Origin of the sequence: Pseudomonas sp. R5-89-07 (assembly GCF_003851685.1) — a bacterium.
Taxonomy (GTDB): domain Bacteria; phylum Pseudomonadota; class Gammaproteobacteria; order Pseudomonadales; family Pseudomonadaceae; genus Aquipseudomonas.
The window spans coordinates 377,537-392,447 of sequence record NZ_CP027727.1 but is presented as its reverse complement, the minus strand read 5'-3'; the positions used below and the strand labels follow the sequence as shown (position 1 = coordinate 392,447).

The 14,911-nt window shown below is 57.7% G+C and carries 5 protein-coding genes, 1 tRNA gene and 1 pseudogene; 3 read left to right on the top strand and 4 right to left on the bottom strand.

Annotated features, from left to right (window positions below):
• Window positions 1–43: 43 nt before the first annotated feature.
• The 3 genes and pseudogenes from C4J94_RS01680 to C4J94_RS01670 all read left to right on the top strand — a co-directional run.
• A tRNA-Phe gene (locus C4J94_RS01680) sits at window positions 44–119 on the top strand.
• Between the two features lie 172 nt (window positions 120–291).
• Window positions 292–963 carry a hypothetical protein gene (locus tag C4J94_RS01675; RefSeq protein WP_124384706.1) on the top strand — a complete coding sequence of 224 codons (672 nt, stop codon included), beginning with the start codon at window positions 292–294 and terminating at the stop codon, window positions 961–963.
• Between the two features lie 756 nt (window positions 964–1,719).
• Window positions 1,720–2,010 (top strand): annotated as a pseudogene (locus tag C4J94_RS01670) (IS4 family transposase); the annotation flags it as partial.
• 44 nt (window positions 2,011–2,054) lie between these two features.
• Here the strand turns inward: C4J94_RS01670 and C4J94_RS01665 are convergent.
• From C4J94_RS01665 to C4J94_RS27975, 4 genes are all read right to left on the bottom strand, one after another.
• A complete protein-coding gene (locus tag C4J94_RS01665; protein WP_124384704.1) occupies window positions 2,055–2,594 on the bottom strand; it encodes a DUF2247 family protein in 540 nt (179 codons plus the stop codon).
• Window positions 2,595–3,442: 848 nt separating this feature from the next.
• Window positions 3,443–3,709 carry a hypothetical protein gene (locus C4J94_RS01650; protein WP_124384703.1) on the bottom strand — a complete coding sequence of 89 codons (267 nt, stop codon included), beginning with the start codon at window positions 3,707–3,709 and terminating at the stop codon, window positions 3,443–3,445.
• A gap of 102 nt (window positions 3,710–3,811) precedes the next feature.
• Window positions 3,812–4,297 carry a hypothetical protein gene (locus C4J94_RS01645; protein ID WP_124384702.1) on the bottom strand — a complete coding sequence of 162 codons (486 nt, stop codon included), beginning with the start codon at window positions 4,295–4,297 and terminating at the stop codon, window positions 3,812–3,814.
• A gap of 16 nt (window positions 4,298–4,313) precedes the next feature.
• Window positions 4,314–14,909, bottom strand: a complete 10,596-nt coding sequence (locus C4J94_RS27975; RefSeq protein WP_305955303.1) for a filamentous hemagglutinin N-terminal domain-containing protein — start codon at window positions 14,907–14,909, stop codon at window positions 4,314–4,316.
• Window positions 14,910–14,911 lie beyond the last annotated feature (2 nt).

Below are 14,911 nucleotides of genomic sequence, written 5' to 3'. Positions count from 1 at the left end.
TTGCTTGACGACCCCCTGAAAAACCCGTTTAATGCGCCCCGTTGCCCAGATAGCTCAGTCGGTAGAGCAGGGGATTGAAAATCCCCGTGTCGGCGGTTCGATTCCGTCTCTGGGCACCAAAATACCGAGAAACCCCAAGGAACAATGTGTTCCTTGGGGTTTTTTATTGCCTGCGATTTAATGGCGGCCAAGCTACTGGCGTCACGATGTCGCAGCAGGACGATTAAGGGTTATTTTCCGCTGAGCCCAATCGTTCAGCCTTTACCCAATTCCTCGCTGTAAGGTTTCTTCATGACCCGCTTCTCGCTCTGCACGCTATTACTACTGACCGCAATGCTCAGTGGATGCGCCACGCAAACGGACGTAGCGATCAACGCAACGCCGGACCCCGACTACCACTTCGATCGACAGGCCACGGTACTGGTGACATCCACCGGCGGCAGCGACGAAAACGCACTCAACGCCCGCTACTATCTGCGCGATATGGTCAGCGCCATGAAGGACCAGGGCTTTCGCAACGTCTTCACCGACACCACCCTGCCCAAAAACCACGCACCGATCAAAATGACCGTCACCCTGGACGTCGACAGCAAGCAAGTCACCTACCGCTATACCGCCACCGAATACGGCCAGGTCGCCAACAGCACCACCACCCAGTGCAAGAAGAACAAAAAGAAAACCGACCAGCTGACCTGCACCAGCACCCCAAACACCACCTACGGCCCCGTAGGCACCTCTGAGCGCACCGGCTACACCACCCTCACCACGTTCAGGGCCACCGCCCGGGATGAAGCGAGCAAGCGCGCGGTGTACCTGCTGCGGGCATCGTCCTATAACGACGACTGCCAGGCGGCGAAGGTGGAAGCCTTTTTGGTGGAGCAAGGGCTGCGCAATCTGAATTTTCAGGATCGGGTGCAGCGTAACTACACGGTTACGATGCCGGAGGGGTTTCGTTGTAAGTAAGCTTTAGGTGGCCAGGGAGCCGGGAACGCAGTATTTCTCAGACACCTTTCACTTATCTGAGTAGCGGTTTGAGATAATACAGACTCCCATGAGGCCCAAAGGACCTATAAACCGGGCACTAGGCAGCTAATTTTTCCAGACAATCGAAAGCCTACTGGAGATACTTTCGGATCAAGTTTAACGGCGGTCCCCGCCTCTCTGGCTGCGGCAATTCGAGCGTGATCTATGCTAGTCAGCCTGCCAGTAGGTATTTTATCAACGTCGACTGGATAACTTTCCAACCAATACTAGTACCTTTTGTTGTCTTTACGACTTTTCAACCATGACAACATCCAAATACCCGCACCTACTGCCCCCCCGCAGTAAAGAGCTATTTTCAGAGAAAAATTGATAATTCCCGCCTCAAGCGTCCAATGACCAAGCTTAAAATATGCAATTGTCGCCACAAGCAAATTACCGACAATACCCACCACAAAAAAAACCAGGGAAAAATACACCACTAGTGCACCCAACAGGTACCACCCTACCGTTTTTAGCTTCACTTATTACCCCCCAAAAAAATAAGGGTCAGACCACGTTTAGTGCTCCGCCAGAAGAATAGAGAGAATAGTGGTCTGACCCCATTTTTCTCCAACTCCTGAGCCTTGATAACCAACAAGCTTACCCTCAGAAACCGCCTTCATTACCACGCCCCGAAAATAGGGGTCAGACTACGTCTAGTGCTCCGCCAGGAAAATAATGGTCTGACCCCATTTTTTGGGCCTGAATCTGCATCGAAGCCATTGTCCCAAGCGCATCGAAGTGTTGTTGTTGATTGCCGCTTTGGCCAACTACCTCATCTTCTTAACGGGGCTGCAGGCACGGGAGAACCAATTGGAGCGGCGCTATCAAAGCAATAGCCTAAAAGAGAGGCGAGTCCTTTCATTGTGGCGATTAGGTTTGGAATACTGGCGCAGTTGCACCGATTTTGGTGGCCGAGAACACTTGGAAATACTGGAGCATGCTCTGCGTGATGAGGTGCATCATCAGGCACAGAGCTTGGCGTAAATTTTCGTGGGGATCCCTCAGGGTCTGACCCCTATTTCCTCAGATCAAGTTGAAGCTTTTCTACAGCTCAAAGCAACCAACTCATCTTTCAACCATTGTTCATGCTCATGAACAACGTGATCATAGTTCGATGCAGAGTGGTATTGATGCTGCGGCAAATTCGTCGCACCTGGAATCATCGACGATGGAGCATCAACGGGCCAATCCCAGGCTGACCAAAACTCGGACAACTTTATCAATCCATAGAGCGGGTCCGAGTCCAGGGTTGCTAGTAATTCTTCCAATGCAACCGCTCGCCATATTCTCTTAGCTCGTTGCATTTCTGCATTTTGAGAGTCGCTCATTTTTTTCAACTGTCGGCATAGCTCAGATAAAGGCAGATCACTATCGTTAGCCAAACTAACAATCACATCGACCAAGGGATTATTCCCAGCAACCTTTTCAAGTTCAGCGCTAGCAAAATCTTCCACACAAGACGTTGGCAATCTCCCCAAAAGGCTAGGAACACCACAGACGCCCTGAAGCAAAACGGCCCAGTCGGTCAAGCCATATTTGGTAATTCGTTCAAAGACTGCTTGAATCATGGTTTCACCGGTATACCGTTAACAGTTCCATTTGGTACAAACATTCTGTGTGTTACACCGCCCAACTTCGGATCTACTATCCATTCAAACCTACCCGACACACCGTTGTAGCTACCTGATGCTTGGTAAAGCGACGAGCCGTTGTTGAGAGGAAATTTAGTCGCACTATTTGCATAGTTATCGACAATATCGGGAAAACCATGCGCAACCGGAGTCGATGGGAACTCTTGAGTGGCGTAAGGACCACTGAGCCTCTCTGGCTCTGAGTACACAGGTATTGGTTTTCCATCAGCCCCAACAACTTGTTTATTCGGAAGTTGGTCTACTTTGTTTCCGCTACCTTGCCCCTTCGTACCATTCCCAATACGCGCTTCGACTAGAACATCATTTGATAGCGCTACTCCTCCTTTTGGACCAACTAAATTTTAAGGAAAATAGAAAAATCCGGACCGAGTTCATTTCTCAAGCTTTCAGCTAATCGCTCTCCCTCTCGCTTGAATTCTCGTTCTAATTCCTCACTCTTGAACCCAGAGTTTGGCGGGTAATCAACATCCAGTGTTTCATCGTATATAGCGGCCCACTTTGATAGACGCAGCTGAAGCTCTTCAGAGATAGGAAGCTCGCAAGGAGCTATGTCCCCATACTCATCGGGGGACATATTCCAAAGCGGATGACACTGATAATCCGCCATCAACTTTATATTTTTCACTTAACGCTACCCCTTGGATTTGCACCGACGACAAAGCCGTTGTCGCCAACAGTCACAGCAATTCGCTGTGGCTGCCCATTAATAATTAACTCATAAATTGGGCGCCCAGCTCCAGCGAAAAACAGGGGTCAGACCACGTTTAGTGCTCCGCCAGAAGAATAGTGGTCTGACCCCATTTTCCATTAGGGCCAATCATTTTAAACCAGCCATCTTTTCCGCCTTGCAGCAAGCTGTTAGCTGGAACATCAAACTCAACATAGACAGAGCCTTTGGGTGCAGCCCCTTTAAAGTCAGCGATGCCATTAGTCGAAATAAAGGTTTTTCCTCCACCGCCTTGCACCAGTTTATTTGTATTTTGCATCTGCGCCAGCTCATCAGGAGACATCCATCTTCCTACACGAGTCATGCTGACATCATTGATTGTCTTGGTTTCGCCAAGTTTTAACGGAGAACTGACTGTCGCTTTTGCACCGCTTCAACCCAGAAACAGGACGTTGCCTCTTATAAATCACACACTAGAAAGCTTCCACAGTATCGCGTAAGGCAGTTCATCATCAACAATATCATGCAAGCGAAAATAATAAACAGCCAATGAACTTTCTAAGCCCTTATGAACAAATGCACCATCAGACATAACACGATAAGACGCGTACTCCATAAACTTCTCAGAACCAAGAGAACTAAGAGCATTTTTAATCTGACTATAGGTCCCCCCCGCCCCAACCGGAAGCAACTCAGGCGGCGGCCGGCATACGGCCATGTCATCATTTTCAACATCCCTGTAGTAGGCTCTTCTAAATGCAGGCTCACTGCAAGCCCAGTAGAGGGATAGCAAACGAAGTTTTTCCTCTCCCTCATCAGAAAAAGCGTCAGCTAAAAAATACTGATCGTCTGAAACTTTGTATGCGCCGTCGTCCATAGCGATAACGCATTGCTCCCGTACATCAACGGCGTCCCCAACCTTTGACTTGCACAGCGATGACCATTCTTTCATCTTAAATACCTCAAGCCTATTGTGGCCATTTGAATATTCGGCCTTCGACCCTGCCAGCCTTAAGCGCACTCTCTGCGGCTGCTTTGGCCGATCCCTCCGGCATATTTTTAACAGAGTTTATGATCTCTGACTGCCAGGCCTGTAACTTTGAATCTGGCAAGGACGTCGGATAGCTTCCGCCAGGAGCACGATACTTGGCGTCCCAGACGATCACAGATCGCGATGATGGATCATACGTAATGTAATCTGCACCTGGGAGTGACGCTTTCCCAGGTCCGGAAATTGGTGTTTGCCCCGATTCAATAGCCTGACTCCAGCCACGAGCCTCCCCAATTGCACCGTTTAACTCAGAATATGGGCTGCGTCCCTTATTAACCTTTGCAAGAACTTCTGGCTCGGCCTGATTTATTACTTTGGGGCTCGTCTCCAAAACACTCCTTTCAACCAGAGTACCGGTTTCCGAGTCAGTTTTGTCACTCGTAGGATTATGATTTTTTATAGGAGCGCTTTTCCCAGCACTCGCAACCGCACGCTTGTAAGCCAGAACCCCTGCCGCGGTACCTAACCCTGCCGCCAACGCAACCTTCAGGTCATCCGTGATTGCTTGCGCCTGCGCATCACTAAGCCCCCATTTGGCTTTAAGCGAATCAACCATCGCGCCTACCGAATGCTCAGTGGTGGCAGTGGCTAGCATCTCTTGGAATTCATAATTCGAATTTATGAGGTTTTGTACAGCCTCTCGGGCTTTCGGCGATCCGTAGTCAACTATGTCTTTAATGGGGTCGAGGTCCGCCATGGTATTGGCGACGACTTTTGAGTGAGTGGCGCAGGACGACGGGGTTGCCCGGCAGCTTGCTATCGCATCAAGGTCCTGTTGTATGCTCAGTTCTTTGAATTTGCGCGTCGTGTCTTCAATGCAAGCGTCGTTGGTGCAAGCCGCTATCTTTTTGGCTGCTCGCTCCAGTTGGTTATGAGATAAATAATTGTATTGCGTGGAGTTCTGTGCAATCCATTTGCCCTTCTCCAGCGTAGCCGCATCCGCGTCCGTCTGCCCCGCCGCCGCCAGTACACCAACGATCTGCGAACTCATCGTCAGCAGCTCTTCGTTACCTTTGACCAGCGCATCCAAATGAGTCACCAGCGCCTCATTCGCCCCTGCCGCCAACGCGCCAGTTTTGAAATCGCCGCCTGTGGCTTCAGACAGCAAACCACCGACCATCGCGTGAATCGCGATTTTGGGTGCAGAGCCATCAGCGATTACACCTTCGGTGAAATTGCCAACTAGGTTGAAACTCGCTGCCGCCAAGGTATTAAACAGCGCGCCTTTCAACGCATCGCTAGCGCTACCGCCCTGCCCCAGCGCCTTGCTCAGCAGCATGGAGGTGCCGCTTTGTAGCGTCTGGTTGGCGGCGAATTTACCGACACCACTCCAAGTGTTCAGTAGGCCCGGCGTCGTAACTTTCCCAGTGATTGTGTTTGTTTGAGTCCCCGTCCAATCACCAAAATAAGCAGCGGTCATGCCTGCAGTAACACCAGCAATCACATACCCCTTCATCGCATCTGAAGAGGTCACATCCTTGAGCACTGCGCCCAAGTTGCCACGGTTATTAACGACGCTGACCGTAGCGTTGGTCGCCGCTCCCGCTGCCACTGCTCCAGCTCCAGCAGCTACCCCAGCGCCGGCCCCCGCCCCTGCGGCAGCGCCCGCAGCTAGCGGCCCAACCACCGCCGCCATCACAATCGCAATAATAATCTGCGACGCCGGCCCCAACCCCGAATTGCTGTACTTGAAGCTGTCATGAATCTCCTTGACCTGCCTCCAGTCCACATCTCCGCGAGCCTCCGCGTCTTTGATCCAGGCCAGTTGCGGATCGGCCTTTACCATCGCCTCAATCGATTGGCTGACGGTCTGTTGATTGACCTGATTGACGTCGATCTTCAGGCCTTCCACTGCCTTGATCGCAATGTTTCCCTCAGCCACCATTTGGGTCTGGCGCAGGGTCTCATCCGTATTTCCTTTACCTTTTGACGATGTCCAGAACGCATCTCCCTTGCTCTTCTCATGACTCTCCTGATGCAGATCCTTCACCGCCTCAAACGTCACCGCCCCACCACTGACAATCGCAATATCCCCGCCACTGTCGAGCTTCGCCGCTTGATACTTCTGATTCCCACCACTCTCCAGCGTCAGGTCCCCCCCCGTCTTGATCTCACTGCCGATGTTCTTCACATCGGTCACTTCATCACGCTGGGTCTTCTTGCTGCCCCACCCGCCTTTCTTGCTCATGTCATACAGCGAGTAGTTACTGTCCTGCGCGGCCAGCAGTTGCAACTCGTTATCGGCATGCACATAGGCTTCGTTGCCCGCGCTGATCTTGCTGGCGACCAGGGTCAGGTCGGTGCCGGCCACGGCGATCAGGTCGCCGCCGGCTTTGAGTTCGGCGCTTTGCTGGGTGACGTTGTCCAGTTGGGTGGTGGTTTTGGTGTCGCCTTTTTTGCCTTTGGAGTAATCGTGCTGTTCGTTGGCAGCGGACGACAGGGTCAGGTTTTCCCCGGCCTTGGCGCTGAGGTCTTTGGCCGCGCTGACGGTACTGGCAATAACCGCAATATCCCGCCGAGCCTCAATGGCGAGGTTACCGCCCACCTCCACGCTGGAGCCGTGTTGCAGCAGGGTTTGTTCGGTGCTCTTGACCCGACGGCGCTGGTAGGCGGCGCTGTCTTCTTCGGTTTGGCTGGCGATCACTACGTCACGGCCTGCGGTCACGCTGGCGTTGCCGCCGGCTTTCAGCGTGCTGCCTACGTTGAGCACATCCCGGCCGGCATTAAGCCTCAAGGTATCGGTTGCTTCGAAGCGGGAGGCATCGCTGACCACGTCGTCGCGCAGTTGGAATTTCTCGCCGTCGCGCTTGAAGGTGGTGACGGTGCGCTCGTTGATGATGTCGCCGGTCACGGCCGTGGCGCTGATGTCGCGGCCGGTGATGATGCCGCCACGGCTGTTGCGGATCGAATCGGTGGCGAGCATTTCCAGGCGGTTGCCGGCTTGCATCAGGCCGCTGTTGTCGATGTTGTTCGCGACCATGCTCAGGTTGTTGGTGGCGCGCAGGGTGCCGCTGTTGTGCAGGTCGCCGCCGCTGATCAGGCTCACGTCCTGGCCCTGGATCAGTGCGCCGTTGGGCGCCAGGCGGTTGTTGGCCTGGGCCAGGTATAAAACAGGCGTCAGGACTTTCTGGCCGTTGACCTCGGCCTCCTCCATCCAGACGATGTCGTGGGTCAGCGCCGCGACTTGTTCGGCGGTGAGGGACACGCCGAGTTGCAGGTTGAGCGAGTCCTTGTAGGAGATGGCGTTGTCCATCAGGTAGCGGAACAGCTGGTCGTCACTGGCGATGCCGTTGATGTAGCGCTGGCCGGTACGCGCTACCACGGCTTCGCGGATCAGGCGTTGCTCGTAGAGGCCGTCGCCCAGGCGCTTCCAGCTGGTGTCGGGGTTGTAGCCGAGTTTGCCGAGCAGGTAGTCGGAACTCATGAACTGCTTGAGGTCAGTGAGCGCCGGGTTGGTTTCGATCAGGTATTTGTGGCTGTTGTCCACCGGGGCGATGTCCGGCACACCCTGCACGCGGGTGACCGACGGTGCACGGCTGTCCAGCACCAGCGGACCCTGGCCGTTGACCGCGCCGCTGACCGGCTGACCGTCGAGGCTGAAGCCGCGCTCTTGCACGGCGTTGTAGTCGAGGGTTTTCTCGCGCTCGGCGGCGCTGACCACACGCCCACTCACGCTGAAGTCACCGCTGCCAGTGGCCGCTTTACCCGCTGCTCCGGCTTTCGCGGCCTGGCCGCTGAGGCGGAATAGGCCGTTCTGGCCGGTCGGCAGGCTGAAGCCGGGCAAGGTCACCGGGTTGACCTGACGCTGGGCCAGGTCCGGCGGCAGTTGCGCGGTGATCGCCGGCTTGACCGTGGAGGCAAACACGTCGGAGTTGGTGTTGCGGTTTTGCGCCGGGGTATTGATGTCCGTGGCGTTGGCGCGGATGACGCTGTTGTTGATTTGCTGCGTAGCGTTAACCGTGACTGATCCAGCCGCCTGAATAACGGCGGGGGCAATCACACGTCCGGCAGTGGCGACCACATAGCTGGAATCGTTGTAGAAGTTACCGATCCCGTCCCTCAGCTTGGCGATGGTCATTTCGCCGGGACGGTAGTCGGCCGAATTGGGGTTGTTGTAGAGGTTGAACTGGTCCCTGCGAGTGATAAACGTGTTGTAGACGCTGTCGTTGCGGGTATAGAACTCCGAGTCGAAGTGACGATCCTCACCGCCTGCCGCGCCTATGTTGTTCAGTACACCGGTATCGATCTGAATGTTGCCCGCCGCCGACATCGAGCTGTAGAGGTTGTCGACGGTTTGCGCGCCAACCGTCAGGCCCGCGCCCGACGAGATATACGCCGTGGGGGAACTGCCCGTGACAACATCTTCGTAGCGCTCAACCGAGCGGAAGTGCACTTCACAGCCCTTGCCATCACAAAAATCGTCGTAGTAGGTGTCGAAGCTGCCCGACACCAGTTTCATTTCGGTGCTGAACTGGTCGCGGCGGTTGCTCAGGGTGTCGGCCAGCAGACGCATATTGCCGCTGCTCTCCAAAGTGCCGGAGACGTTTTCGATCAAGGTGCTGCGCCCGCTTGCGTCGTCTCGGGCGATGTCCAGGCCGCCCAGGCTGTAGACGTCGCCATAGCGGTTGCTGAAGTCGTTGACGCGCAACGTCATGTCGTTGCCGCTGAAGATCAGGCCCTTGTCGTTGAGCAGGTGAGTGGCGTTCAGGCGAACTTTTTCAGCGCCGCCCAGGGTGCCGTAGTTGTTCAATGTGTTGGCGTTGACGGTCAGGTCGCCTACCGACGTCAGGCGGCCGCGATTGTTCAGGGTAGTGCTGTTGATCTGGGTAAGTGCACCGCCGGCAATGCGTGCGTTATCGCCCAGGTCCATGCGGGCGCTGGTGAGGGTCATGCCGCCCAGGCTGCTGACGCGACCGTTGCCGCTGTAGCCACCGGTCAGTGTCAGGTTGAGGGTGCCGTCGCTGGCCAGCAGGCCTTCGTTGGTCCAGGTGTCGCCGGTGCCGGTCAGGCTTTGTGCACCCAGCAACTGGCCGCTGGCGGTCTGGGTGAACTGGCCGATGTCGAGGTTCAGGCGCCCGGCCTGGATCACGCTGCTGTTGGTCCAGCTCGCAGCCTTGATGTCCAGCTGGCCGCTGGTGACGAAGCTGCCGCCGGCACGGGTGACCTGGTCGGAGGTCAGGTCGAATGTGCCGCTGCCGGTGTGCACGATGCGCCCGCCGTTGTTGTCCAGGCTAGCCGCTTGCAGGTTGAGCGCTTCGTTGGCGCTTTCCAGCGCACCGAGGCGGTTATCGAACAGCCCCAGCGTGCTGATGCGGGTGGAACCGGTGCGGCCCATGGCGCGCAGGGTACCGCCGACGTTGCTGATGGTTTGCGCGGAGAGGCCCAGGGTGTCGTCGCTTTCGATCAGGCCAAAGCGGTTGCTCAGGGTGCCTGTCAGGCCGAAGTCGATGGTGCGCGCGCCGACCTTGCCGCCGTTGCCGGCAGCCGTGCCCTGGTTATCGAAATCCTGGGCCGTGACCTTGAGCAAGGTGTCGGCGTACACACCGCCACCCTGGTTATTCAGGGTGCTGGTGACGATGAGGTTTTCGCCGCTCAGGGCCGAGAGGTGCCCCAGTTGATTGAGCAAACCGCCCTTGGCGGTAATGTCCAGTGACTGCGCCTGGGTGATCCCGCTGCCGTTGTCGAACAGGCCGCTGACCAGTTTGATCCAGCCCTTGCTGCTGTTGAGGATGCCGCCAGCGGTGTTGGCCACACTGGCCGTTTGCAGGTCCAGGTTGCCATTGAGGCTGTCGACCCGGCCGCCCTGGTTGTTCAGGGCGCCACTGAGGCGCAGCTGGTTGTCGGTCTGGCTTTGTAACGTGCCCTTCTGGTTATTCAGGGTACGCGCAGCCAGATCAAGCTTGCCCTTCTGGCTGAAGATCAGGCCGTCCTGCTGGTTGTTGATGTCACCGGCCAATAGCTTGATCACCAAGTCTTTCTGGCTGGCAAGAGTGCCTTTGTCGCGGTTATCCAGATCGCCGTTGGCGAGGGTCAGGTCGAGCCGATCCTGGCTGACCAGTTGGCCGCCCCGGTTATCCAGGCTCGACGCGTTCAGCAGCAAGGCGGCGCCACTGGCCAGGCGGGCGTTGTTGGCGTTGATCAGCGCACCGCTGAGGGTGCCTTCCAGGGTGCCCTGGCTGATCAGCTGACCGGCGCTGTTGTCCAGGCTTTGGCCAATCAGGGTGATGTTGGCGGCACTGATCTGGCCGCCACGGTTGAGGATTTCACTCTGGGCATGGTTGAAGCCCAGTTGCTGAGCGGCGGAGATCAAGCCGCCGTTGCTGTTGTCCAGGCGCCCGGTAACGGTGAGGCTGACATCCGCCTGGCCCGAGATGATCCCTCGATCATTGTTCAGGTTGGCCGCGTTGATGGTTTGCATGCCCTGACTGACCAGGGCACCCGCTGCGTGGTTATCCAACGTGCCGGTGAGCGTGGCTTGCAAGGTACCGCTCTTACTCGACAACGTGCCTTCGGCGCTGTTGTCCAGGCTGCCGCCGACGACGGTCAGGCCGTTCCAACCGGAGATCAAACCCTTGTCAGCGTTGACCACCGCATCCGCTTCGAGGCGCAGTTGATCGGCGCTGAGAATAACCCCGCGATCGCCGTTATCGATGCGTTTGGCGGCCACGCTGAACGCTGTCTGGCTGGAGATTTCGCCTTGTTTACGGTTGCTCAGGTTGGCCAGGCGCGCGAAGGTCAACGGCCCTTTGGCGCTGATCAAACCGCCGTTGTTGTTCAGGTCCCCGCCTTGCAGGTCGAGGGTCACGGCGCGCTCGCCGATCAAACGACCCTGGCGCTGAATCAGCTTTTGGATGGTGAGTTTCAAGTCGCCCTTGGACGAGATTTCCCCGCCCAGGCTTGAGTCCACACGCTGGCCCACCAAGGTGAGGTCGCTTTGACTGTTGATCAGGCCCGCGCCGTTGTCGAGGTTGGCGACGGTCAGGTTCAAGGCGTGCTGGCTGCCGATCACGCCGCTGCGGTTATCCACATCGGCGGCGGTCACCGTCAGGCTGCCATCGCTGACCAGTTGCCCGCCCTGGGAATTGTCCAGTGCGCCGGTGTTGAGGGTGTGGAGCGTGCCGGCAGAAAGCCGACCGTTGGCACTGTTGTTCAATGAGCCCGAGGTTGCAGTAAGCGCAGTGGCAGCGGAGATCAGCCCCTGGTTATGGTTGTCCAGAACGCCAGTGACCTTCAGGTCCAGCGCGCCACGGCTGGCGAGTGCGCCACCGGCCTGGTTGTCCAGGCTGTCTGCCTCCACCTGCAAGAGATTCTTGGCTGACAACACACCTTCGACGCTGTTATCCAGGGCCTTGGCGATACGTACCTGAAGGCTGTCGCCGCTGATGATTTTGCCGCCCTGGTTGTTCACCGCGTCGGCCGCCAGCAGGAACGATTGCGTGCTGGAAATCTCGCCGCCCTGGCTGTTGTCGACGCTGCCCAGGTTGCTCAGCAGCAATTGGCCTGGGGTCGCGATCAGGCCGTGGTCGCGGTTGATCAGTTGCCCACGGTTCATGTCCAGGTCGATGCTGGTATTGCTGACCAGCTCGCCGTGATCGTGTTGGTCCATACCGGTCAGGGTGGCCTTGACCGTAGACTTGGCAAAGATCGAACCTTGCTGGCTGTTATCCAGTTGCCCGGCATTGAGGATGATGCCGGCGTCACTGCTGATGCTGCCGCGCTGGCTGTTGTTTAGGCCGGCGCTGCGCACGTCAACCTGTTGCTTGGCGCTGATCACACCGCCCTGACTGTTGTTCAGCGCCGCGCTCACCAGCGTGGCGGTGCCATCGGCCAGCAGCTTGCCCGACTGATTGTTCAGTTGGCCGTCCGTTGTGATCGACAGCGCATTGGCGGCGGACAGAATGCCGCCCTGGCGGTTGTCCAGCGTGCCAGCCTTGACGGTTAACACGCCTTCACTGAGCAAGGTGCCCTGGCCCTGGTTGAGCAGGTCACCGGTCAGGTTGATGTTCAAGTCTTTCTGGCTGGAAACGCGGCCTCCCAGGCTGTTATCCAGTTGGCCGCCGCTCAGCACAAGGCTATCGCGCCCCGCCAGCAGGCCTTTGCTCTGGTTGAGCAGGCGTTGCACGGTCAGGGTCAAGCCGCTGTCGCCAATCACCTTGCCAGCGCTGTTGTTCAACTGGTCGGCCACCAGCAGCACCTTGGCCTGGCTGGAGATCTCGCCTTGCTGGTTGAGGACGGTCTGGCTGCGCAGGTCGACGCCGTTGGTGGCGGCGATGAAACCACCGTTGCGGTTGTCCACCGAGTTGCCGACAAGGCTCAGTGCGCCGTCGCTGACGAGTTCACCCGCCTGCTGGTTGAGTAGGCCCACAGTGGCTAACAGGTCACCCTTGGCGCTGATCCGACCAGCGCTGTTGTCGAGTTGGTTGGCATTGAGCGTCAATCGACCATCGCTGCTCAGTTGCCCGCCATTGCCGTTGTTCAGGCTGGCCAGCTCGACACGGGTATCGGCCTTGCTGCTGATAACGCCCTTCTGGCTGTTGTCGACGCTACCGCCGGTCAGGGCCAACGCCCCATCAGCGATCACCAGGCCGCCCTGGTTGGTCAGGGTATCGCCGTGTAAGGCGAGGGTCGTTTTACTCGAGACCAACCCGGCCTGGGCGTTGTTCAGTTGCCCGAAGGAGACCTGTTGGGCCCCCTGGCTGACCAGGTTGCCTTCACGCCGGTTATCGAGCAGACCGCTGATGGTCGCGGTCAAGTTGCCCTGGCTGGCGACGGAGCCTTTATCGCTGTTGTCCAGGCTTGCGGCTTGCACGGTCAGCAAACTGGTGGCGGAGAAGATCCCCAGCCGGTTATCAATCGCGCCGCTGGCGGTCACGTTGAGGTTGCTGCCCAGCAGCTTGCCGGAACGGTTATCCAGCGATGTGGCGCTAAGGGTGGTTTGCTGGGCGGAGATTTCGCCTGCGCGGTTGCTCAGAGGCCCGGCGGTTACATGGGCCTGTTCCTGGCTTGCGACCAGGCCGTTATCGTTGGTCAATTGCCCGGCGTTGAGCGTCAGGTTCTTGAGGCCTATCACTCGGCCGTTCTGGTTATCCACGGCAGCCGTCACCGTGACGTCGGCGCTGTTATCACTGTGCAGCAGGCCAGCCGCGCGGTTATCCAGGCCGGTGGCGTTGACCTTGAGCGAGTCGGTCCCCAAGACACGGCCGCCCCGGTTGTCGAGCTGGCCTGCGCTGGCGACGGTGTTCACGCCGCTCAATGTGCCGCCCTGGTTATTCAGGGCTTGCGAAGTAGTCACCTTCAGCGTGCGACTGGCGACTACGCTTTGGGTGTTTTGCAGGCTTGCCGCTTTCAGGTTGACGTCGCCGCTGGCATTGCGGCTTTCATCACCATTCACGCCCGCTTCGATGATGCCGTTGTTGGTCACTTGCCCGCTGCTGGTCAGGCTGATGCTGTCCCGCGCGGCCAGGCTTTTCTGGTTGCTCAACCCCGTGGTGGTTTGCACATCGATACGGGTACCGGCGTAGACGGCGCCCGTTGCATCCAGCTGATCGGCCTTGATCACCACCGCCTCGCTGGCCTTGGCATTGACCATGCTCAGGCGCCCGTTGGCGTCGAGCTGTATATCCCCACCACTGGCCGCCAGGGTGCCGTCGAGCTTCACCCCCACGCCCGCCTCGGTGCCCACCAGTTTGATCGCACCGGCGTACATCCCGCCCAGGGCCGACGAGTCAATCGCCAGTTCCGGTTTGGCACTGCCGTCGTCGGCGCGGACGGTGGTTTTCAGGCTTTGCGCATCGACGTCGTTGCGCCCGGCGATCACGTTGAGTTCGCGGGCATTGATTTGCGCGTTGATCTTGGCCGAGCGGGTGATGATGTCGAAACGGTCGACGTTGCTGGCGTTCAGCCCTTCGCCGTCGATGGTCACGGCGCCGCCGTCGACCTGGTAACTTTTCAGCTGGCCGGTCGAGTCGATGATGGGTTTGCCGGTGGTCAGGGTCACGTTGGGCGTGTTGATAAAGCCGCAACCGCTGCAGGTAATCCCGTAGGGGTTGGCGACGATGACCTTGGCTGACTGCCCCGCCACTTCGGTGTAGCCGCGCAACTGGCTGGCGCTGCCGCCGTTGACTTCGTTGAGGATGACGCTGGCCGCGCCGCCCTTGAGGTTGGGGTTGCCGACGATGTAGCCACCCAGTTGGGTGTTCACCAGGGTGCCGGTGGCGTTGTTGAGGATCACGCCGTTGGGGCCGACGTTGTACTGCTGGAACTGGTTATGGGACAAGCCTGCGCCGTTGGGCGTGGCAATGTTCACCACCGGCACGCCATTGCCCGCCGCACCCACGGTGGTGCCCGGCGCGCTGACCACGATGCCCTCGGCCTGGGCCAGCAGCGGCTGCCAGAACAGCGCGTTGACGAGGATCAACGCAAGGCCGCGCTTGGGCAGGCCGAGGAACGCGTCGCGGCGCTTCAGGGTGGCGGAAGGTTGGCGGGCCAGGAAGGCGAATTGGCGAACGTCCATTG

What these genes read in the sequence shown, in the direction of transcription:
- C4J94_RS01675 (WP_124384706.1), top strand. Translation starts at nt 292, where the DNA reads ATGACCCGCTTCTCGCTCTGCACGCTATTACTACTGACCGCAATGCTC.
- C4J94_RS01665 (WP_124384704.1), bottom strand. Translation starts at nt 2,594, where the DNA reads ATGATTCAAGCAGTCTTTGAACGAATTACCAAATATGGCTTGACCGAC.
- C4J94_RS01650 (WP_124384703.1), bottom strand. Translation starts at nt 3,709, where the DNA reads ATGACTCGTGTAGGAAGATGGATGTCTCCTGATGAGCTGGCGCAGATG.
- C4J94_RS01645 (WP_124384702.1), bottom strand. Translation starts at nt 4,297, where the DNA reads ATGAAAGAATGGTCATCGCTGTGCAAGTCAAAGGTTGGGGACGCCGTT.
- C4J94_RS27975 (WP_305955303.1), bottom strand. Translation starts at nt 14,909, where the DNA reads ATGGACGTTCGCCAATTCGCCTTCCTGGCCCGCCAACCTTCCGCCACC.